The 20,578-nt window shown below is 56.9% G+C and carries 15 protein-coding genes; 6 read left to right on the forward strand and 9 right to left on the reverse strand.

Annotated elements, in window-relative coordinates; translation table 11 throughout:
* Positions 1–92 precede the first annotated feature (92 nt).
* Entirely contained in the window at positions 93–1,097 is a 1,005-nt protein-coding gene (gene phnD, locus CYB_RS00050) for a phosphate/phosphite/phosphonate ABC transporter substrate-binding protein (RefSeq protein ID WP_011431683.1), read from the reverse strand.
* Positions 1,098–1,280: 183 nt separating this feature from the next.
* Positions 1,281–2,003, reverse strand: a complete 723-nt coding sequence (locus CYB_RS00055; RefSeq protein WP_011431684.1) for a hypothetical protein — start codon at positions 2,001–2,003, stop codon at positions 1,281–1,283.
* Positions 2,004–2,273: 270 nt separating this feature from the next.
* Between CYB_RS00055 and CYB_RS00060 the strand changes: the two genes are divergently transcribed.
* Entirely contained in the window at positions 2,274–3,677 is a 1,404-nt protein-coding gene (locus CYB_RS00060; protein ID WP_011431685.1) for a phosphoglucomutase/phosphomannomutase family protein, read from the forward strand.
* An 878-nt stretch (positions 3,678–4,555) separates the two neighbouring features.
* Here CYB_RS00060 and CYB_RS00065 read toward each other — a convergent pair.
* Positions 4,556–5,167, reverse strand: coding sequence for a hypothetical protein (locus CYB_RS00065; RefSeq protein WP_011431687.1), 612 nt, complete (start codon positions 5,165–5,167; stop codon positions 4,556–4,558).
* Positions 5,168–5,489: 322 nt separating this feature from the next.
* Between CYB_RS00065 and CYB_RS00070 the strand changes: the two genes are divergently transcribed.
* Positions 5,490–6,860, forward strand: a complete 1,371-nt coding sequence (locus tag CYB_RS00070) for a hypothetical protein (RefSeq protein WP_238376827.1) — start codon at positions 5,490–5,492, stop codon at positions 6,858–6,860.
* A gap of 59 nt (positions 6,861–6,919) precedes the next feature.
* Here the strand turns inward: CYB_RS00070 and CYB_RS00075 are convergent, their stop codons facing one another.
* The 6 genes from CYB_RS00075 to psaA all read right to left on the reverse strand — a co-directional run bounded on the left by CYB_RS00075 (position 6,920) and on the right by psaA (position 15,580).
* Positions 6,920–8,476 carry a phytoene desaturase family protein gene (locus CYB_RS00075; RefSeq protein WP_011431689.1) on the reverse strand — a complete coding sequence of 519 codons (1,557 nt, stop codon included), beginning with the start codon at positions 8,474–8,476 and terminating at the stop codon, positions 6,920–6,922.
* A 46-nt stretch (positions 8,477–8,522) separates the two neighbouring features.
* Entirely contained in the window at positions 8,523–9,770 is a 1,248-nt protein-coding gene (locus CYB_RS00080) for an RNA-guided endonuclease InsQ/TnpB family protein (protein ID WP_238376995.1), read from the reverse strand.
* Positions 9,658–10,251, reverse strand: coding sequence for an IS607 family transposase (locus CYB_RS15285; RefSeq protein WP_011431691.1), 594 nt, complete (start codon positions 10,249–10,251; stop codon positions 9,658–9,660). The genes CYB_RS00080 and CYB_RS15285 overlap by 113 nt, the downstream gene beginning before the upstream one ends.
* 116 nt (positions 10,252–10,367) lie before the next feature.
* Positions 10,368–10,949, reverse strand: coding sequence for a Uma2 family endonuclease (locus tag CYB_RS00085; RefSeq protein ID WP_011431692.1), 582 nt, complete (start codon positions 10,947–10,949; stop codon positions 10,368–10,370).
* Between the two features lie 107 nt (positions 10,950–11,056).
* Complete coding sequence (gene psaB, locus CYB_RS00090; RefSeq protein WP_011431693.1) at positions 11,057–13,291, reverse strand: photosystem I core protein PsaB; 2,235 nt, start codon at positions 13,289–13,291, stop codon at positions 11,057–11,059.
* A 21-nt stretch (positions 13,292–13,312) separates the two neighbouring features.
* Positions 13,313–15,580: a photosystem I core protein PsaA gene (gene psaA / locus CYB_RS00095; protein ID WP_011431694.1), complete on the reverse strand. Its 2,268-nt coding sequence runs from the start codon at positions 15,578–15,580 to the stop codon at positions 13,313–13,315.
* Between the two features lie 327 nt (positions 15,581–15,907).
* Between psaA and ureC the strand changes: the two genes are divergently transcribed.
* From ureC to CYB_RS14200, 4 genes are all read left to right on the forward strand, one after another.
* The gene (gene ureC / locus CYB_RS00100) at positions 15,908–17,626 is read left to right on the forward strand and encodes an urease subunit alpha (RefSeq protein ID WP_011431695.1); all 1,719 of its coding nucleotides are present in this window, start codon (positions 15,908–15,910) and stop codon (positions 17,624–17,626) included.
* A 63-nt stretch (positions 17,627–17,689) separates the two neighbouring features.
* Complete coding sequence (locus tag CYB_RS00105; RefSeq protein WP_011431696.1) at positions 17,690–18,796, forward strand: ABC transporter ATP-binding protein; 1,107 nt, start codon at positions 17,690–17,692, stop codon at positions 18,794–18,796.
* Between the two features lie 67 nt (positions 18,797–18,863).
* Positions 18,864–19,457, forward strand: coding sequence for an IS607 family transposase (locus CYB_RS15290; protein WP_011431697.1), 594 nt, complete (start codon positions 18,864–18,866; stop codon positions 19,455–19,457).
* Positions 19,345–20,544 carry an RNA-guided endonuclease InsQ/TnpB family protein gene (locus CYB_RS14200; RefSeq protein WP_238376996.1) on the forward strand — a complete coding sequence of 400 codons (1,200 nt, stop codon included), beginning with the start codon at positions 19,345–19,347 and terminating at the stop codon, positions 20,542–20,544. The genes CYB_RS15290 and CYB_RS14200 overlap by 113 nt, the downstream gene beginning before the upstream one ends.
* Positions 20,545–20,578 lie beyond the last annotated feature (34 nt).

Below are 20,578 nucleotides of genomic sequence, written 5' to 3' on the forward strand. Positions count from 1 at the left end.
CTGTCCGGCTCGATCCTGACTGTCGCAGGACAACAAAAAGGGATCCCCGATCGAGAAGGGATCCCATAAGTGAAAGATCTGCTGGAGAGGATTTAGAGCTTGTACTCCACGCCGCTGGCTTTATCAATAGTGCGGATCACTTCCCAATACTCTTTGTAAGTGATGGTAATGAACTGCTCCCCACCACTCTTGCCAAACTCTTCCGCTAGCTTGGTGCCTTCCCACTTAAAGGTGAAGAAAGCCTCTTTCACTTTTTCCGCCACTTCTGGGTGGAGGTTGTAGACAACTCCATAGGCTGTGGTGGGGAAAGTTTGAGATTTGTAGATGGTGCGAATTTTGCTGGGATCAATCGTGCCCCGCTTGGCCATGCGGGTCATCACGGAGTTGGCAATAGCCGCCGCCTCGTAGTCACCGTTAAACACACCCAAGATAGAGTTCTCGTGGTTGCCTGAGAAGACAGTTTGGTAGTCAACCCCGGGCTCCATGCCAAATTCCCCTTTCAGCAGCGCCGAAGGAGCCTTAAAGCCAGAGTTGGAGGTTTCGCTAGTGAAAGCCAATTGCCGACCGCGCAGATCTTCGATGGATTGGATATCGCTATCGGCAGGAACGATGATCTCCATTTCGTAGCCGAAGCTGCCATCCAAGCTGGCCATCATAGCAAAAGGACGGAAGCCCACCGCATTCACCGCCAAAGGGACAGAGCCGGTGTTAAAGCCGGTCACATGCAGACGGCCCGCCCGCATCGCTTCCAACTGAGCAGCATTGGACTGCACTGGGAAGTATTCCACCTTCTTGCCGGTTAACTCTGCCAAGTGATCGAGAAACTCAGCCCAAACGTTCTTGTAAACTGAGGGATCCTCAACGGGGGTGTAGGCAAAGATCAGGGTATCCGGATTGATCCACTCGTTCGGATCTTCCGGCACATCGGCAATCAAATCGCCATCGCGGTCGCAGAAGCGCACATCCATCTCCGGCGGACGGGGGCAATCTTTGGCCTGGGCATGCACCAGTCCAGACAGGGCTACAGAAGCACCGGCCACGGTGGCAACTAGCCCCACGAGCAAAGAGCGACGGCCTGCCAAGAAAGTTTTCATCATAGTGTCTATTGACTCCTCAATGAGGGCTCAGTGTTTCTTCAAGGAACAGATAGAAAATAGCAGGCTAGAGTTAACTTTTTGTTAAGCGAAGATTCAGAAAAGGTAATCTCCACTCAAAATCCGCAGAATTTCAGAGAGGGATCCCAGTGATTGCTACTGATACGCTGGGTTTACCCGTAGAACTCACTCCCAGGCCCGAATGGCCGAAATGGCCACCAGCAAGCTACCAAAACCGACAACACCCGCCAAAAATGCCCCAAAGTGCCCTTCGGTTTCGGGTAGCTCGTGCTTCAGCACTTGAAAGATTAAAACCCCCGCTACAAAGGCAATGCTGGCGGCTAAGGCTATCTCCGGCAAAATGGCCCTTTGCCCCATCAGCCAACCGACAAAAAGGGATCCGATCAACAGCCAACGCCCTTGGTGCTGAAATAAGTGGGGATGATGCTCAAATAGATCTTTACAGACGATGCTGAGGTGGATAGCCAAAGCGATGGTCAGCAACAGGCAACTGAGCCATTCTTGCACCGTGTGTCTTAGCAAATAACCCAGAATTACGCTGTAGAGCGTAAAGAAACCAATGTGAACGGAAAATATCCTTGGATGCAGCAATGCCTCTTGCTTGGAAGATTGGGCCAGCCCCTCCAACCCATATACCGTAACAATGCCCAGCAACATGAGCAGATGAATGTGTTCAATCAAATAGCCCAACACAGGCACTTCTAGGGGCATCAAGTGTTGTTGCAGCTCCGTCACTTCCGCCAAAAAAGCCGTGAACACATAGGCCAGAGAAATCCCTCCACCCAGAGAGAGCCAGTAGCGCTGCGGAATGTTGTGCAGGAGTTGCTGTAGCCGCCGGGTGAAGAAGATCACCCCAATCAAGGTCAGCAGAAGGAGTAGGCTGAACATCTTGGCACCACAACTTGCAGAACTGTACCCACGTAAATACGCGGAGGAACTCCCTCGCAGATACCTTGGGCCGTCAGGCTGGGAGCTGGATTGATGAACCCTGCAAGAGAAACTCCTCTCTTATTACCCCCGCTCCAGCTGAGAATGCAGCCCATTTTGCCTGAGAGTGGGCTGAGAAACCGCAGATCAACCGCTTTTTCGTCCTCCTTGAAACCATTGACCTTGGCATCATGCTATGAGTTGATGCGACGGGATCCGATACATCAAGCCATGCCCACCCCCCCTATTCACTTTGGCACCGACGGCTGGCGAGCCGTGATTGCCGATGCCTTTACTTTCCAAAACTTGGCCCTTGCCGCCCAGGCCAGCGCCCAAGTGTTGGCCCGCACCTACCCCGGCGAAGGGATCCTGGTCGGCTACGACAACCGCTTTCTTTCGGAACGCTTTGCCGCCCACGTTGCTGAGGTGGTGGCCCGCCTGGGGATCCCAGTTTACCTCTCCACCTGTGTGGCCCCAACGCCGGCCTTTAGCTGGGGTGCCAAGGAGCGGGGCTGCCACGGCGCTTTGGTGATCACCGCCAGCCACAACCCCCCCCACTATTCCGGCCTCAAGGTCAAGGGGGGATTTGGCGGATCCGTGCCACCGGAAGTCACTGCCGCCATCGAGCAGGATATGCGCCACCTGCAACCTCTGGGATCCCACAAGGCCCCCATTCACGCCTGGGATCCCTGGCCTGGCTACCTGGCCCAGCTCAGCCGCTTTGTGGATCTGGAAAAGCTCAAAGGATCCCCGGCCAAGATTTGGGTGGATGTCATGTTTGGCTCTGGCGCTGGCGGCCTCAAGCGCCTCTTGGGGGAGAAGGTGATTGAATTGCAGGCGCATCGGGATCCCTTGTTTGGGGGATTTCCCCCCGAGCCCTTGCCCCAAAACCTGCAGGCTTCTGCTCAGATCATCGCGGCGGATCCCGCCCCCTTGAAAATGGGTTTGGTCTTTGATGGAGATGCCGACCGCATTGCCGCCCTGGATGGGCAGGGCCATTTCCTCAGCCCGCAGATCCTGATCCCCATCTTGATCGACCACCTGGCCGGGCGACGCGGCTTGCGGGGCGAGATTGTCAAAACCATCAGCGGCTCCGAACTGTTTGTTAAAGTTGCACAGCACTATGGCCTACCGGTTACGGAAATGCCGGTGGGCTTTAAGTACATCGCCGAGCGCATGATGAGCACAGAGGTGCTCTTGGGTGGAGAGGAATCGGGCGGCATCGGCTACTTGGGCCACATTCCCGAGCGGGATGCCCTGCTTTCGGCCCTGTATCTCATCGAAGCGGTTACGGAAACCGGCCAAGATCTCAGCACCATCTACCGGGCTTTGCAGGAACGGGAAGGGTTCACCTCTGTTTACCTGCGCCGCGATCTCCACCTCGCCGATCAAAATCAACAAACTGAGTTATTCAAACGGCTACAGATGGATCCCCCGGCTGAGATTTTGGGGCAGAAGGTGATCAAACATTTCGACAAAGATGGCCACAAATTCACCCTCGCCGACGGCAGTTGGGTGATGATTCGCGGCAGCGGCACCGAGCCTTTGCTGCGGCTGTACTCGGAAGCCAAAACCCCGGAAGAAGTGAATCGCCTGCTGGATTGGGCAGCCGGCTTGAACAGCACAACAGCTTAATATCCCAGATAATCTTTTGCGCAAAGCTGGATCCCTTTGACTCTTGAGTGCAGAGACTGAGAGGCTGCCAAACTGCGGCAGCCTACAGGGTTGGCCTCTCCCCCCAAGCTCTGCTGAGCAGCATAGGAATGCTCACAGCTTGACCCATCTGCCTCACTTTTACTTGGGTCAAGGGTAAGAACTCTACTTAAAAGTTACGGTGTAAAAGTTACCATAACTGTACCAGAAGTCGCTGGCGGCGCGCCATTGCTCAAGAGAGTAACAGGTGGATTGGTGTAGGTTCCAGGCGTGGGCATCATAGCTGCTTGCTTGACCGATACAGAAACCACGCAGGAGGCGCCTGCGGCTAGGCTTCCGCCCGTGAGAGAAATCGCGGTCGTACCAGCAGTTGCTGTCAGCGTGCCACCGCAGGTGTTTGAGGTAACTGCTGGAGTCGTAATTTGTAACCCTGAAGCCGGAACGTTGGGCAAAATGTCGATGAAACTGAGGCCGGTTATGGGAACAGTTGCAGTGTTCGTAATTGTGAAGACAACAGTTACGACGTTGCCGTTTGTAGTCGGGTTAGGAACAAACTGCTTAGTGAACGTTGGAGCAGCCAAGGGGCCTGGGGGCAAGCCAATAATGCTAGGAGAGGGATTGGGAGTGGGCAGGGGCGGGGTGGATGGCAGCCCTACCCCCGTTCCTCCGGGTTCTGTGTTTGGGTTTTGCACAGGGATGATTGGCCCTGGCAGCGAGCTGATTGGATTCCTCTCTTTAGTTTGTTGACAAGCTGTTAGCAAGCCCAAGCACAAGCAAGCCAAAACCCCAGCTACTTTTCCCGTTTTCATTCCCTCATCCTCCTGCCATTCAACTCTCTCGTGGCACAAACCCAAACAGCCTTACTCAGCTCCAGCTTGGGTGGCTTGGGCGTCCGCTTCCAGCCTCAGAGCTTGACCAAATGAATCTCGAATGACCACGATTACCAAAACCCTTTCTCCCGCAGCAACGTTGGTGTTGTAGGCGGCTAGATCCGCCGGGAAGGTGAAGCCGTTGGTAAGCGTGATCCCGTTGATTCGGTCGTCGTAGCTATTGCCTCTGCCTATCAGCGTATTTCTAAACTGCTCGATTGCCGTCGGCAAAAAGATGCTGGTAATATCCGTGCCGCGACTGATGTTAAAAAACTGAACCTCTACGCTCCTGATCACTCCTGGAGCAAGTAAGCCTCTCAGAGTGATGGTTACGAAAGCGGATTCCACTGATGAAAGATTGAACTCCCCATCTGGCAACAGACTAGGCGGATCCGGTAGGTCGAGCTGGATGGGCGGTGGGGTGATGGGGGCAATCGTAGGGGCAACGGCCACAGGAGGAGGCGTGGCACCGCTAGAAGCCAGTAGAGGCGGCACCCCGCTGGTGGTCTCGCTACTGCAGCCGGTAATCAGCGCAACCGAAGCACAGGTTGCCCAAAGAGAGAGGCCGCCACGGCCAAGGGCTGAGCCAAAACGTCGTCTCATCGAAAAATCTCCACTCACTCACACCACAGCAAACGTCTTAGGCAGCGTCCAGCGGGGATCCACGGAGCTTGCTCAAGTCTTATGCATCTGCACAATTTCAAGGGGGATGCCTGCTGTTAGTTCTACTGCATCCTAGAGCGTTGTCAAGCGAGCGGCAGAGCAAATGCAAGAAATTGTTCTGGAAATGGCCCATCCCCTAGATATGGGGTATCATAGCCTCGAGCAGGGGCGGCCAGCTTACCTGTAGCGTTAGGGGTTGGGTGCCTTCTCCCCATTTTGTGTGTGGATTTGCCCAGATTTAAGGTGTGTGAGGAAGTGCCATATGAACTTCAAAGGTCGCTCGTTGGCGGTTTTGTGTGGAGTCTTGCTGCTAGGCGGCTGCGGAGAAGTTAATGAGTCTCCGACCTTGCCTGGGCCCGTCCAGGTGGATCCGGCTGCCTTTGTCTCGGCCCAAGAGTATCGCTTTACCCCCGGCTCGGTGCTGGAGACCACCAGCCTGCGGCTGGACTATGTCAATCCGAGGTTTGACAACGGGATCCCTGTGCGCACCAACCCCCTCCAAGGCAGCGGTGAAGCTCGCATCGCCAATGTTGAAGCCCGCATCTTGCCTGTGAACGAGATCCCAGCCACTGAGCTGACGATTGACTCAACTCTTCGCTCCAGCACCCTGGCCATCCAAATTGGGCGAACCACACCGCTGGTGAATATCACTGCCTTTGGACCCAACGACGGCAGGCTATCTACGCAATTCAATATCGCCGGGCTGGTTGCAATTTCGACCCTCCCCAACGACCAGCGCATTCGGGTGAACACCACCTTCAGGGCTATCCGAGATGACCGCACTGTTTTAACGCTCACCGTGCGCCGCATTTTGGTGAGTAGAAATGGTAATCAAGTCGTCCTGGAGGGAGATTCTTCCCTGATTGTCCCCACTGTGGGTGTATTGTTTGAAAACGGTGGCCCTGGCCCCGGTGGTGAGATTTTGGCGCCTGGCTCCTTTGTCAACCCTCCTCCACCCCAAGGTCCTGTAGTCGCTATTCTCCAAACAGGCAGTTTCTCCGCGAGCTTTGTGGTGCGGCAGCGGGGGGTTGCGGGCGATGGCACTCCTGAGGATGCCTTGGCTCTCTTTGCCCGCCTGAACTTCCGGCCCAACCAGGCGGAGATTGTCTATCGCCCTGCCCAGGTGGGTACGCAGTCGGTACTGTTCGCTCCGGATCCGACTCGACCGAACATCTTGCCCAATCAGTTGGTTCGCATCCGCCGCCTGTTGAACGGTCGTGTTCAAGCGGAGTTTGATCCGGCCAACGTCAGCACAGTCCTCAACTTTGTGCAGGTCAGCCCGCCGCCAAATGCTCCTACAGCCTTTGATTACTTTTTCTCATTACGAACTGAAAGGGAAGAAGGCGGGGGTACTCCAGTTGTTTTGCAGGGCATCGTGCCTGCAACGGGGGATTTCCTCTTCCGCACCTTGGCCGGAGCACAGTTATCAGGGCCGTTTAACCGGCTTGATATTGGTGGGGGAACACAAAGAGGAAATCTGAACCTTGTCTTCGATTCAACGACCTCTGCTGAGCGCATTTCCGGCCAGTGGTTTTTGGAACAGCAATTCCCTACTAACACTCTTACTCCAGACCCAACTGGAACTATCTTAATCATCCGTGGGTTCTTTGAGGGAACTGAGGTACGCCTGTAGCCCAGGCAAACCGTCTGATCCCAGAGCAGGGATCCGCTCTGGCTTGGCCTTTTCGTCGGTCAGAGCTTGGGTAGATCGCTGAGCACCACCTGTGCGCAGTTGTGGCCAGGGATCCCGGTCACTCCGCCTCCTGGGTGCGCCCCTGAGCCGCAGAGGTAAAGGCCGGGGATGGGGGATCGATAGTCGGCTAGGCCGGAGATGGGCCGCAGGTTGTAGCTTTGATCCGGCGTCATTTCCCCGTGAAAAATGCTGCCCCCCACAAGGCCGAAGCGGGCCTCCAGATCCACGGGCGACAACATCTGCCGTGCGATCACGGCGTTTTTAATGTTGGGGGCAAATTGGGCAATTTTGTCGATTACCCGATCGGCAAATTCCTCCCGTAGGCCATCGTTCCAGTCTCGCCCTTTGGGTTGGTAAGGCACAAACTGGCAGAAGCAGGAGAGAATGTGCTTGCCTGGGGGAGCCATCGTCGGGTCGGTGGGGGATTGGCTGTAGATCTCGATAAACGGATCCCGGGAAGGGATCCCGTATTTGCAATCATCCCAAGCCCGCTCCAGATAGGCCACCGAGGGAGCAATGTCTACCGTGGCGGAACTGACAACTTCTGGGGGCACTTCAGCAGGGGCTGCTGTGTAGCGAGGCAATTCTTCCAAGGCCAAGTTGAGCTTGTACACCGGGCCTGAGGTGCGGTAGTGCCGTTCTAGTCGGTCGCGCAAGTCTGGGGGCAAAGAGGAGCAGAGTCGCAAAAAGGTGATTTGGGGATGGGCATTGGAGAGAACCGCCCGCGCCCGCACGGTTTCCCCCGATTCGAGGACGACTCCAGTGGCCTGCCCACTCTCCATCAAGATCTCCGCCACTGGAGCAGACGTGCGGATCTCCACCCCTAAGTCCAGAGCTGCCTTGGCCATCGCTTGGGTAATGGATCCCATCCCACCGCGCACATAGCCCCAGACCCCACGCGAGCCAATGGCCCGACCTACCGCATGGACCAGCCAGATGTAGGGCGTACCCGGAGTCATCGGCCCGGCAGAGGTGCCGATCAAAGATTGAGGAGCCATCGCCGCCTTGACTTGCTCCGACTCGAAGAATTCATCCAGGAGATCAGTGGTCGAGAGGAGCATGATGCGGCGGAAATCGTCTTCATAGCCAGCAGCTGCAAAGCGATCCGCCAGTTGGCCCAGTGAAATCGGCGGCTGCATTAAGGTTGGCTCCACCACCTCGTTCACCCGATCCCAAAACTCCTCCCAGCGGTCGTAGGCTTCCGCATCTTTGCGGGAAAACTTGGCAATTTCCGCTTTGCTCTTGGCGCGGTTATCGGCATACAGGAAGAGGTGCTGCCCATCCGGGAAAGGCATGAAGTAGGAAGGTTGCTTGGCATAGACCTCAAAGCCATAGTCCGGCAGGCGCAAATCGCGAATGATCTCCGGTCGCAGCAAACTACAGGAATAGGAAGCCACCGACACGCGAAAGCCCGGGTGAATTTCTTCTGTAATGGCAGCACCACCAACGGTGTGATAGCGCTCCAGCACCATCACTTTTTGCCCCGCTTTGGCCAAATAGCAAGCGCTCACCAGCCCGTTATGCCCGGCCCCAATCACCACCGCGTCGTAGCTCATCGACAATCCTTTTGCAAATGCTTCCCCACCCACAATACTGATACATTTACGCTGAACACTGCTGAGCATTACTGCTCAACGGTGAAGCGATAGCATTCTGCCCGTTTCCGTTGTCGCTACGCGACGCTAACGCGACCGCGTCAGCGGGACGGAGTCCGAACAGAAAGGCGGTATCCCGCAAAGCTCTGAGCATAACACCCAGAGCGCCTTGCCAATCTCGTGGTAGCCTATGGTTGCACTTTGGGCATCTAAACACCTTTGCGCCACCCAACTTGGTGTGGATGTGCCCGCACTTAGTACAGGTTTTACTGGTGTACGCCTCCGATACTTCCACGACGACCACGTTTTTCTTTTTGGCTTGGAACTTCAGGAACTGCTTGAACCGATAGTGCGCCCAGGTGAGCATCGCCCCCGCCGTCTTGCTACCAAACTTCCTCCCCGCCTTGGCAACCATCTTGGCTGACTCGAAAGTGGGGAGGAATATCAATCGGTAGTTATCCGTTAGGAACGCCGCTACCTTGCGATGGCACTCGTCCACCAAGTTCCTGATTCTCTCCCGCAGACGAAATGCCGCTTGCCGCATTCGCCTACGCTTGGGTCTCGGTGCTTTACTCAGCCTAGACTGCAGATCGTCTAGGTGGTAGCACAGCCGAACGATTCTGCCAAAGTCTCCCTTGGCGATATCTACAAAGCCCGCCCCATCAAACCCTGTAAGGAAGCTTCTTACTCCAGGATCAAGTGCGATCACCCCCCTTGCTAACGAACACTGCTCGTTCACGGGCTCGGGGAAGATGGCATACCATCTATCTTTCACCCGCATTAGCTTAGTCCCATAGGCACACTTTTGCGGCACCGCTTCTGACGCCGTAAACGACAAACCCTTCGTGAGCTTCGGATACCACCTGCCCTGACTGAAATTACTGTTGTTGAACTGCAAGGTGTGGGTCTTATCCCTCACACTGCGAAACCGAGCTTCCTTGCTTTGGCGAAACGCTTGCCATGCCTCCATGACGGCGTTCTGCTTAATGTGGCAGGGGGCTTCCTTCACCCACTGCGGCAAGTCCGATTGCAGGATAATATTCCGCAGCTTTTCTGGGGTTTTAGTAGTGCCATGCTGACGCTGATAGGCAATCGCTTGGTTGTAGCAGTACCGGCACGCCGCTTGCCACCGCTTCCAAACTTTAGCCAGCGCTGGCTCCGGATAAATCCGTATCTTTCTCGATTGCAGCCCGATATTTTCTGAGTCCGTAGAGCCGATTGCTGAAGCAGTGCAGGATGGCGAGGATATCCTCAACCAGTTCCTGTTGGGGAGAAAAGTGATCGTCATCGAGAACCAAGATTTCGCACCCGTATTGGCGGCAGTACCACTCAACGAACTCAAATCCAAACCGGCAGAGTCGATCCCGGTGAGCGACCACAATTGTTCCGACATCTCCCGCACGAACTCGTTCCAATAAGGCAAGGAACTTTGGTCTTTTGAAGTTGAGACCGCCGCCAACCTCTCCGACCACTTCGGCTCCAGGATAGAGGTTAACCAGTCTTGCAATCTGTCGCTCCAAGTCTGACTTCTGCCCTCGACTGCTGACTCGGGCATACAAAACGACTCGCTTGGCCTTTCTGGGCGCTTTGATGTAGCTGTCGAGGTCATACCTTCTCGCTCTACCAGACGGCGTACGTACTGCATTGATCCAACCTTTCTGTTCCCATCGCCTCAAAGTGTGGAGACACACCCCAAAATAATCCGCCGCCTCTCTCGGTTTCACATACCTAGCCATACCAAGCAGCCATACTGAACATACTGTACATTATTTTCAGTATAGTCCAGCGTATCATTGAATAGAGTCATGCTCCTGCCAGCCAAGATTCGATCTGCCGGCAAGGGATCCCTGCCTTAACCGATGGAAAAAACCTGATCCAGACTCAACTCTCCAGCCCGGATCCCTGGGATCCCAACTTTCTCCTCGGGGGTGTAAGCCTCTCTTTTCTGGTAAACTCCCGACCCTGTTGGCAAGCTGTACGTCTCTAGGCAGTTCTCTTGCAAGTTCAAGATCCAGTAGTTGGGGATCCCGGCTTTGGCGTAGAGTCCGAGTTTGACTTCCCGATCATAGGTAAGGGAAGAATCAGCCACTTCGATGATGAGATAGATGTCTTCGGGCTGAGGATGCCGAGAGCGGTACTCATCCTGCTGAAAGCGCACAATGGCAAAGTCGGGCTCTGGCTCGTGATTGGGGGGCAGTTGCACCGGATCCTGGGTGCGCACAATAGCTTGCTCCTGCACAAGGCCCACCAACAGTCGGTACAGGCGGCTACAGTAGGCGGCGTGCCTCTCCCCTTTCGTCATCTTTTGAACCAGGAGCCCGTCAATCAGCTCCAACTGATTGGGCTCTTCAATCTGTCCAGACTCAATCAGCCGATGAAACTCCTCAAAGGTATATCGCCTGATATAGGGATCCAATCGGGCGGCTAGAGTCATCGACCAAACTCATCAGACCCTAAACTTCATATCACCACTCTACCAACTCACAAAAAAGGGATCCCTGGACCAGCCGAGGGATCCCTATTCAGCAGGTTATGGGCTTGCTACCCCGACTGAGAGGCTGTCGAGGCGATAACAAAGGCCGCATAGGTCAACACGTAACCCACCGTGAAGTGAGCCAGACCCACCAGACGACCTTGGACAATCGACATGGCCACCGGCTTGTCTTTCCAGCGGATCAGCTTGGCCAAGGGAGTGCGCTCATGCGCCCACACCAAGGTCTCGATCAGCTCTTGCCAGTAGCCGCGCCAGGAGATCAAGAACATGAACCCCGTCGCCCAGACCAAGTGGCCAAACAGGAACATCCAGGCCCAAACCGCCAGGTTATTCATCCCGTAGGGGTTGTAGCCGTTGATCAACTGAGCAGAGTTGGCCCAGAGGTAATCCCGCAGCCAGCCCATCAGGTAAGTGGAGTTCTCGTTGAACTGGGCAGTGTTGCCGCTCCAAACCCCAAGCTGCTTCCAGTGCCAGTAGAAGGTAACCCAGCCGATGGTGTTCAGCATCCAGAACATGGCCAGGTAGAAGGCATCCCAGGCGGAGATGTCGCAGGTGCCGCCTCGACCCGGGCCGTCGCAGGGGAAGCTGTAGCCAAAGTCCTTCTTGTCCGGCATCAGCTTAGAGCCGCGGGCATCCAACGCCCCCTTGACCAAGATCAAGGTGGTGGTGTGCAAGCCCAGCGCAATGGCGTGGTGCACCAGGAAGTCACCCGGGCCAATGGGCAGGAACAGGGATCCATTGGGATCGTTGATGGCCTGCAGCCAGCCCGGCAGCCACACGTTGCCGTAGTTGGGCCAAGCGGTAGAAGCAAGGCTGTCGGGGTTGGACAACAACACATCCATGCCGTAGATCATCTTGCCGTGAGAGGCCTGGATGAACTGGGCGAACACCGGCTCGATCAAGATCTGCTTCTCGGGCGTGCCAAAGGCCTGCATGACGTCGTTGTGGACGTACAGCCCCAGCGTGTGGAAGCCCAAGAACAGCGATACCCAACTGAGGTGGGAGATGATCGCTTCTTTGTGATCCAGCACCCGCGCCAGCACGTTGTTCTTGTTGGCCTCAGGATCGTAGTCCCGCACCAGGAAGATGGCCCCGTGGGCAAACGCCCCCACCATCAAGAAGCCAGCAATGTACTGGTGATGGGTGTAGAGAGCCGCCTCCGTGGTGTGATCCATGGACATGAACACGTAGGGGTTAAGGGCGTACATGTGCTGCGCCACCAGCGAGGTCACCACCCCCAGACAGGCCAAGGCCAGAGCCAACTGGAAGTGCAGGGAGTTGTTGACCGTGTCGTAGAGACCTTTGTGGCCTTCTCCCAGCAGGCCTCCGAAGGGAGTGCCCTTGGGGGGGTTGTGGGCGCCAAGGATCTCCCGGATGCTATGGCCAATGCCCCAGTTGGTGCGGTACATGTGGCCGGCCACGATGAAGATCACCGCGATGGCCAGGTGGTGGTGGGCCATGTCCGTCAGCCACAGAGACTGGGTGTTGGGGTTAAAGCCACCCAAGAAAGTGAGGATGGCCGTGCCCGCCCCTTCTGCCGTGCCCCAGACATGGTTGGCCGTGTCCGGGTTTTGGGCGTAGACCCCCCAGTTGAGGGTAAAGAAGGGCTTCAGACCTGCCGGGTGGGGCAGAGTGGTAAGGAAGTTGTCCCAGCCTACGTGCTGCCCGCGGGACTCGGGGATGGCGACGTGTACCAGGTGACCAGTCCAAGCCAGGGAACTGACCCCAAACAAGCCGGCCAGGTGGTGGTTGAGACGGGCTTCAGCGTTCTTGAACCAGCTCAGGCTAGGCCGGAAGCGGGGCTGCAGGTGCAGCCAGCCGGCAAACAGAAACACCGCCGCCAACAACAACAGGCCAATGGCACCGGCGTAGAGATCGCCGTTGGTGCGCAGGCCAATGGTGTTGAACCAGTAGTACAGGCCAGAGTAGGCCGCGTTGACGGGGCCGCCGCCCCCCGGTTGGGTAAAGGCTTCCACCGCTGCCTTGCCAAAGTGGGGATCCCAGATGGCGTGGGCGATGGGGGTGACACCCGTGGGGTTGGCTACCCATTGCTCATAGTTGCCTTGCCAAGCAATGTGGAAGACGTTGCCGGAGGCCCACAGGAAGATGATTGCCAGATGGCCAAAGTGGGTGGCGAACAGCTTTTGGTAAAGCCGCTCCTCCGTCATGCCATCGTGGGTCTCGAAGTCGTGGGCGGTGGCAATGCCATACCACAGCCGACGCGTGGTGGGATCGCTGGCCAGGTCTTGGCTGAATTGGGGAAAACGAGTTGCAGTTGTCATGATTCTCTCTTCCTCCTTGCCTTAGCCGAGTGCGCCGAACCGTGCCAGGAAGAACGCCCAGGTGGTGACGATCCCTCCCAACAGGTAGTGGGCCACACCGACCGCCCGACCCTGAATGATGCTCAGAGCGCGGGGTTGAATGGCCGGAGCGACTTTTAGCTTGTTGTGGGCCCAAACGATGGACTCAATCAGCTCCTGCCAGTAGCCGCGACCGCTGAACAGGAACATCAGGCTGAAGGCCCAGACAAAGTGAGCGCCCAAGAAGAGCAGCCCATAAGCCGACAGAGCCGAGCCGTAGGAGTTGATCACCTGCACCGATTGCGCCCACAGGAAGTCCCGCAACCAGCCGTTGATGTTAATGGCGCTGGCCGCAAAGTTGCCGCCGGTGATGTGCTCAATCGTGCCATCGGCGTTGACGGTGCCCCAGATGTCGCTCTGCATCTTCCAACTGAAGTGGAAGATCACGATGGAGATGCAGTTGTACATCCAGAACAGCCCCAGGAACACGTGATCCCAGCCGGAGACCTGGCAGGTGCCGCCGCGGCCCGGGCCATCGCAGGGGAAGCGGAAGCCCAATTTGCCTTTGTCCGGGATCAACCGGGAAGAGCGGGCAAACAACACCCCCTTGAGCAGGATCAGCACCGTAATGTGGATGGTCATGGCGTGGATGTGGTGCACCATGAAGTCCGCCGTGCCCAGCACCATGGGCATCATGGACACCTTGCCACCCACAGCCACCACGTCGCCACCAAAGATGGGGCTAACCGAGGCGCCCACATAGGGAGCGGTGCTGGCAATGGCCGAAGTGTGCAGCGACTGGATCCACTGGGCAAAGATGGGCTGCAGTTGGATGCCGGTGTCCGAGAACATGTCCTGCGGACGACCCAGGGCCTGCATGGTGTCGTTGTGGACGTAGAAGCCAAAGGCGTGGAAGCCCAAGAACAGACACACCCAGTTGAGGTGGCTGATGATGGCGTCGCGGTGGCGCAATACCCGATCCAACACGTTGTTGCGGTTCACCGCCGGGTCGTAGTCCCGCACCATGTAAATGGCCCCGTGGGCAGCACCCCCCACCACGAAGAAGCCGCCTATCCACATGTGGTGGGTAAACAGGGAGATCTGGGTGGCGTAGTCGATGCCCATGTAGGGGTAGGGGTTCATGGCGTACATGTGCTGCGCCACGATGATGCTCAGGGATCCCACCATGGCCAGGTTGATGGCCAGCTGGGCATGCCAAGAGGTGGTGAGCACTTCGTAGAGGCCCTTGTGGCCTTCGCCGGTGAAGGGGCCCTTGTGGGCTTCCAGGATCTCTTTAATGGAGTGGCCAATGCCCCAGTTGGTGCGGTACATGTGCCCGGCCACGATGAAGAGCACGGCAATGGCCAAGTGGTGGTGGGCTTGGTCGGTCAGCCAGAGGGCACCGTTCTGCGGATCCAGGCCACCCTTGAAGGTGAGAAACTCCGCGTACTTGCCCCAATCCAAGGTAAAGAAGGGCACCACCCCGCTGAAGATGCCCCAATCCACGCTGGGGAACATCTCCTTCATCAAGGCGGGCTTGAGGATGAACTCGTGGGGCAAAGGCACCTGGTCAGCCGGCACGCCCGCATCCAACATCTTGTTGATGGGAATGGCCACGTGGATTTGGTGACCGGCCCAGGCCAAAGAACCCAGCCCCAGCAGGCCCGCCAGGTGGTGGTTGAGCATCGATTCCACATTTTGGAACCACTCCAGCTTGGGAGCCCGCTTGTGGTAGTGGAACCAGCCGGCAAACAGGCACAACCCGGCCATCACCAAGCCACCGATGGCGGTGCAGAGGAGTTGAAACTCATTGGTGATGCCGGCAGCTCGCCAGAGGTGAAACAGACCGGAAGTAATGCGGATCCCTTCGAAGCCGCCGCCCACATCCCCATTCAGGATCTCTTGGCCGAAGATGGGCCAGACCACTTGGGCGCTGGGCTTGATGTTGATCGGATCCGCCAGCCAAGCGGAATAGTTGGAGAACTGAGCTCCGTGGTAGTACATGCCGCTCAGCCAGACGAAAACCACTGCCAAGTGGCCGAAGTGAGCGGAAAAGATCTTACGAGAGACGTCTTCTAAGTCGCTGGTGTGACTGTCGAAGTCATGAGCAAGAGCATGGAGGTTCCAGATCCAGGTCGTGGTCTTGGGGCCACGGGATAGGCTGCGATCGAAGTGGCCCGGCTTAGCCCATTTCTCAAATGAGGTGGGAACCGGATCCACATCAACCGACACCTTGACCTTCGGCTCTCGCTCCTTTGGCGTAGTTGTCATCAAGAACTCCTCTCTTGCGACAAGGAACGAAGCATCCCTACCCCTTGGCAGAAGATTCCCCCAGGGCAGGACTTACCTGGCATTATAGGTCAGGGTTTGTGAGCCCTCAGTTGCTTCACAATAATTAAACGAGGGATCCCTTGTCCCATCGAGGTCGGAGTCGATTGGCAATTGTTTTTTCGATCATAGATGTAAATATATGTAACGAATTTTCAGTCGACCCAATGGGTTCTAATGAAGGGTTGAAACCAGACAACAAGCAGCAAGGGATCCCCTGGGTGGGGATGTGTGGTAAAACCCTGGCAGCCCTTTTGCAGATACCACCCTATGACCCTAGAGATTCCCCGTCGCCAATACGTCAGCAACTACGGCCCCACCGTAGGGGATCGGGTGCGCCTGGCGGATACCGAACTGATCATCGAGGTGGAGGAGGATTTCACCACCTACGGCGAGGAGATTAAGTTTGGGGGCGGCAAAACCATCCGCGATGGCATGGGGCAATCGCCGACGGCCACCCGCGCCAACGGGGCCTTGGATCTGGTGATCACCAACGCCCTGATCCTGGACTGGTGGGGCATTGTCAAGGCGGATGTGGGCATTCGCGATGGCTACATTGTCGGCATTGGCAAAGCCGGCAACCCCAACATCCAAGCGGGGGTGACGCCGGGCATGGTGGTTGGCCCCAGCACTGAGGTGATTGCCGGGGAAAACCTGATCCTGACAGCGGGCGGGATCGATGCCCATGTGCATTTCATCTGTCCGCAGCTGTGCGAGTTTGCCATCGCCTCGGGAGTGACCACCCTTTTGGGGGGCGGAACTGGGCCGGCCACAGGCAGCAACGCCACCACCTGCACCCCTGGAGCTTGGAACTTGGGCAAGATGTTGCAGGCGGCGGAGGGGTTCCCCGTCAATTTGGGCTTTTTTGGCAAGGGAAACGCGGCTTTTCCCGCAGCTTTGCGGGAACAGGTGGAAGCGGGGGCCTGCGGCCTCAAGATCCACGAAGATTGGGGATCCACGCCGGCGGTGATCGACAGCTGTTTGCAGGTCGCGGATGAGTACGACATCCAAACCCTCATCCACACCGATACCTTAAATGAGTCCGCTTTCGTGGAGGACACTATCGCTGCCATCAATGGCCGCACCATTCACACCTTCCACACCGAAGGGGCCGGGGGTGGGCATGCCCCCGATATCATTCGCATTGCCTCTGAGCCCAACGTGCTGCCCAGCTCCACCAATCCCACCCGCCCCTTTACCCGCAACACCATCGAAGAGCATCTGGACATGCTGATGGTGTGTCACCACCTGAGCAAGAATGTGCCGGAGGATATTGCTTTTGCCGAAAGCCGCATTCGTCCCCAAACCATCGCCGCCGAAGACATCTTGCATGACATGGGGGTGTTCAGCATCATCTCTTCCGACTCGCAGGCCATGGGCCGGGTGGGGGAGGTGATCATCCGCACTTGGCAGACGGCTCACAAGATGAAGGTGCAGCGGGGGCCTTTGCCACAAGACAGCAGCCGCAACGACAACTTCCGGGCCAAGCGTTACGTAGCCAAGTACACCATCTGCCCTGCCATCGCCCAAGGACTCAGCCACGTCATCGGGTCGGTGGAGGTGGGAAAGCTGGCGGATCTGTGTCTATGGAAGCCGGCCTTTTTTGGGGTTAAGCCGGAAATCGTCCTGAAGGGGGGCCTGATTGCCTACGCCCAGATGGGGGATCCCAATGCTTCCATTCCGACCCCGCAGCCGGTGTACCCTCGCCCCATGTTCGGCAGCTTTGGCCGCGCCTTGACCGAGACCAGCCTCCTCTTTGTCTCCCAGGCTGCCCTAGACCTGGGGATCCCGGAAAAACTGGGGATCCAGCGCCGGGCCGTAGCGGTGAAAAATTGCCGCGAGATCGGCAAAGCGGATTTGAAACTCAATACCGCCACTCCCCACATTGAGGTGAACCCGGAGACCTATGAAGTGCGGGCCGATGGAGAATTGCTCACCTGCGAGCCGGCAGAGGTGCTGCCCATGGCGCAGCGGTATTTTCTGTTCTAATTTGGGTGTTCTAATTTGGGAGAGTTTGAGAGCTCTATTGAGCGTTTGATCGGTAACCCAAGCATGGGCCACCTTGTTCTCCGCCACCTCAGCAAGCGCTTCCACAAGGGAGGGATCCCTGTCCTCAGGGATTTGTCTTTGAGTGTGGAGGCAGGGGAGATCTTCGCCCTGCTGGGGCCGTCGGGCTGCGGCAAGTCCACCACCCTCAATCTCATCGCCGGCCTGCTGGAGCCGGATCCCTTGCCCTATCCGGGGGAAATCTGGCTGGACGGGATCCCCCTCAACCCTCTGCCGCCGGAACGGCGCGGCGTGACTTTGCTGTCCCAACACAGCCGCCTGTTTCCCCACCTGAGCGTGGGGGAGAATGTCGCTTTTGGCCTGAAAATGCGGGGCATTCCCCGGACAGAGCGGGAGGCTGCCGCCTTGCGCATGCTGGAGCGGGTACAATTGGCCGGGTTTGCTCAGCGTCGGCCCAGTCAGCTTTCTGGCGGACAAGCGCAGCGGGTGGCCCTGGCGCGGGCTTTGGTGATTCGGCCCAAGGTGCTGCTGTTGGATGAACCTTTATCGGCCCTGGATGCCAACCTGCGCCAAGAGATGCAGGCTCTCATCCTGGAGCTGCAGGCGGAAACAGGGGTGACGACGGTGCTGGTTACCCACGATCAAGCAGAAGCCACAGCCATGGCCCAACGCATCGGCCTGATGTTTGAGGGGCAGCTACACCAGGTGGGATCCCCTGTGGAGTTCTATCAGCAGCCGCGCTCCGAGCGCATTGCCCGCTTTTTTGGCGGGGTCAATTTTTTCGATGCGCAGGCGGAGGGTCACCAACTTCGCCTCAACGACGGGATCCTCTTGAAAAGCGACGCGCCACTCCAAGGTCAGGTGCGGCTGACGGTGCGCCCGGAACAGGTGCAGGTGCTTCCCCAGCCGCCCGGCTTGGCCGACAATGTTTTCTTGGCCCAGGTGATGGCGGAACGCTTTGCGGGCACCCAGCGACGGCTGACCTTGCAAGCCCCTTGGGGCAGTCTGCAGGCTTGGGTGGCTCCCCACCAAGTGTTTGCGCCGGGGCAGACGGTGTGGATCCATTTGCCGCCAGAGGCTCTGTGGCCTGTGGGGGTTGGCGGGGATCCCTCACCCCCAGCCCTTTTCCCAAAGGAAGAGGGGAGAGCATGACTCTAGTCAATGATATGCTGGACTATACTGGAAATAACGTATAGTATGTTCAGCGTGGCTGCTTAGTATGGCTAGGTATGTGAAACCGAGAGAAGCGGCGGACTATTTCGGGGTATGTCTCCACACTTTGAGGCGATGGGAACAGAAAGGTTGGATCAAGGCAATACGCACACCATCCGGTAGGGCGAGAAGGTATGACCTCGACAGCTACATCAAAACGCCAAGAAAAGTCAAACGAGTCGTTTTGTACGCCCGAGTCAGCAGTCGAGGGCAGAAACCAGACTTGGAGAGACAGATTGCAAGACTGGTTAACCTCTATCCTGGAGCCGAAGTGGTCGGAGAGGTTGGCGGCGGTCTCGACTTCAAAAGACCAAAGTTCCTTGCCTTATTGGAACGAGTTCGTGCGGGAGATGTCGGAACAATTGTGGTCGCTCATCGGGATCGACTCTGCCGGTTTGGATTTGAGTTCGTTGAGTGGTACTGCCGTCAATACGGCTGCGAAATCTTGGTTCTCGATGACGACCACCTTTCTCCCCAACAGGAACTGGTTGAGGATATCCTCACCATCCTGCACTGCTTCAGCAGTCGGCTCTACGGACTCAGAAAATACCGGGCTGCAATCGAGAAAGATACGGATTTATCCGGAGCCAGCGCTGGCTAAGGTTTGGAAGCGTTGGCAAGCGGCGTGCCGGTACTGCTACAACCAAGCGATTGCCTATCAGCGTCAGCATGGTGTTCCAAGAACGGCCAGAAAGCTGCGGGACATCATCCTGCGCTCCGACCTGCCCCAGTGGGTAAAGGACGCCCCCTGCCACATCAAGCAGAACGCGGTCGTCGAGGCGTGGTTGGCGTTTCGCCGAAGCAAAGACGCGAGGTTTCGCAGTGTGCGGGACAGGTCGCATACGCTGCAATTCAACGCCGGCAACTTTCGCAATGGGACGTGGTATCCGAAACTCACCCGAGGTTTGGCGTTCCGTGCATCCGAGGAGATGCCCAGAGAATGGGCACGTGGAACTGAGCTAATGCGGGTGAAAGACAGATGGTATGCCATCTTTCCTGAGCCCGTGAACGAGCAGTGTTCGTTAGCAAAGGGGGTGGTTGCGCTTGACCCTGGGGTAAGAAGCTTCCTTACAGGGTTTGATGGGGCAGGTTTTGTAAATATTGCCAAGGGGGACTTTGGTAGAATCGCTCGGCTGTGCTACCACCTAGACGATCTGCAATCTAGGCTGAGCAAAGCACCGAGACTCAAACGTAGGCGAATGCGGCAAGCGGCGTTTCGTCTGCGGGAGAGAATCAGGAACTTGGTGGACGAGTGCCATCGCAAGGTAGCGGCGTTCCTAACGGATAACTACCGATTGATATTCCTCCCCACTTTCGAGTCAGCCAAGATGGTTGCCAAGGCAGGGAGGAAGTTTGGTAGCAAGACAGCAAGGGCGATGCTCACCTGGGCGCACTATCGGTTCCAGCAGTTCCTGAAGTTTCAAGCCAAAAAGAAAAACGTGGTCGTCGTGGAAGTATCGGAAGCGTACACCAGCAAAACCTGTACCAAGTGCGGGCACATCCACACCAAGTTGGGTGGCGCAAAGGTGTTTAGATGCCCAAAGTGCAGCCATAGGCTACCACGAGATTGGCAAGGCGCTCTGGGTGTTATGCTCAGAGCTTTGCGGGATACCGCCTTTCTGTTCGGAAATGGACAGAATGCTATCGCTTCACCGTTGAGCAGTAATGCTCAGCAGTGTTCAGCGTAAATGTATCAGTTTAAGTTGAATCTGGAACCTGAAA

The sequence above is a fragment of the Synechococcus sp. JA-2-3B'a(2-13) genome (assembly GCF_000013225.1).
GTDB lineage: Bacteria > Cyanobacteriota > Cyanobacteriia > Thermostichales > Thermostichaceae > Thermostichus.

What these genes read in the sequence shown, in the direction of transcription:
- CYB_RS15290 (WP_011431697.1), top strand. Translation starts at nt 18,864, where the DNA reads ATGGCTAGGTATGTGAAACCGAGAGAAGCGGCGGACTATTTCGGGGTA.
- phnD (WP_011431683.1), bottom strand. Translation starts at nt 1,097, where the DNA reads ATGATGAAAACTTTCTTGGCAGGCCGTCGCTCTTTGCTCGTGGGGCTA.
- CYB_RS00065 (WP_011431687.1), bottom strand. Translation starts at nt 5,167, where the DNA reads ATGAGACGACGTTTTGGCTCAGCCCTTGGCCGTGGCGGCCTCTCTCTT.
- psaA (WP_011431694.1), bottom strand. Translation starts at nt 15,580, where the DNA reads ATGACAACTACGCCAAAGGAGCGAGAGCCGAAGGTCAAGGTGTCGGTT.
- psaB (WP_011431693.1), bottom strand. Translation starts at nt 13,291, where the DNA reads ATGACAACTGCAACTCGTTTTCCCCAATTCAGCCAAGACCTGGCCAGC.
- CYB_RS00060 (WP_011431685.1), top strand. Translation starts at nt 2,274, where the DNA reads ATGCCCACCCCCCCTATTCACTTTGGCACCGACGGCTGGCGAGCCGTG.
- ureC (WP_011431695.1), top strand. Translation starts at nt 15,908, where the DNA reads ATGACCCTAGAGATTCCCCGTCGCCAATACGTCAGCAACTACGGCCCC.
- CYB_RS00085 (WP_011431692.1), bottom strand. Translation starts at nt 10,949, where the DNA reads ATGACTCTAGCCGCCCGATTGGATCCCTATATCAGGCGATATACCTTT.
- CYB_RS00105 (WP_011431696.1), top strand. Translation starts at nt 17,690, where the DNA reads ATGGGCCACCTTGTTCTCCGCCACCTCAGCAAGCGCTTCCACAAGGGA.
- CYB_RS00075 (WP_011431689.1), bottom strand. Translation starts at nt 8,476, where the DNA reads ATGAGCTACGACGCGGTGGTGATTGGGGCCGGGCATAACGGGCTGGTG.
- CYB_RS00070 (WP_238376827.1), top strand. Translation starts at nt 5,490, where the DNA reads ATGAACTTCAAAGGTCGCTCGTTGGCGGTTTTGTGTGGAGTCTTGCTG.
- CYB_RS15285 (WP_011431691.1), bottom strand. Translation starts at nt 10,251, where the DNA reads ATGGCTAGGTATGTGAAACCGAGAGAGGCGGCGGATTATTTTGGGGTG.
- CYB_RS00055 (WP_011431684.1), bottom strand. Translation starts at nt 2,003, where the DNA reads ATGTTCAGCCTACTCCTTCTGCTGACCTTGATTGGGGTGATCTTCTTC.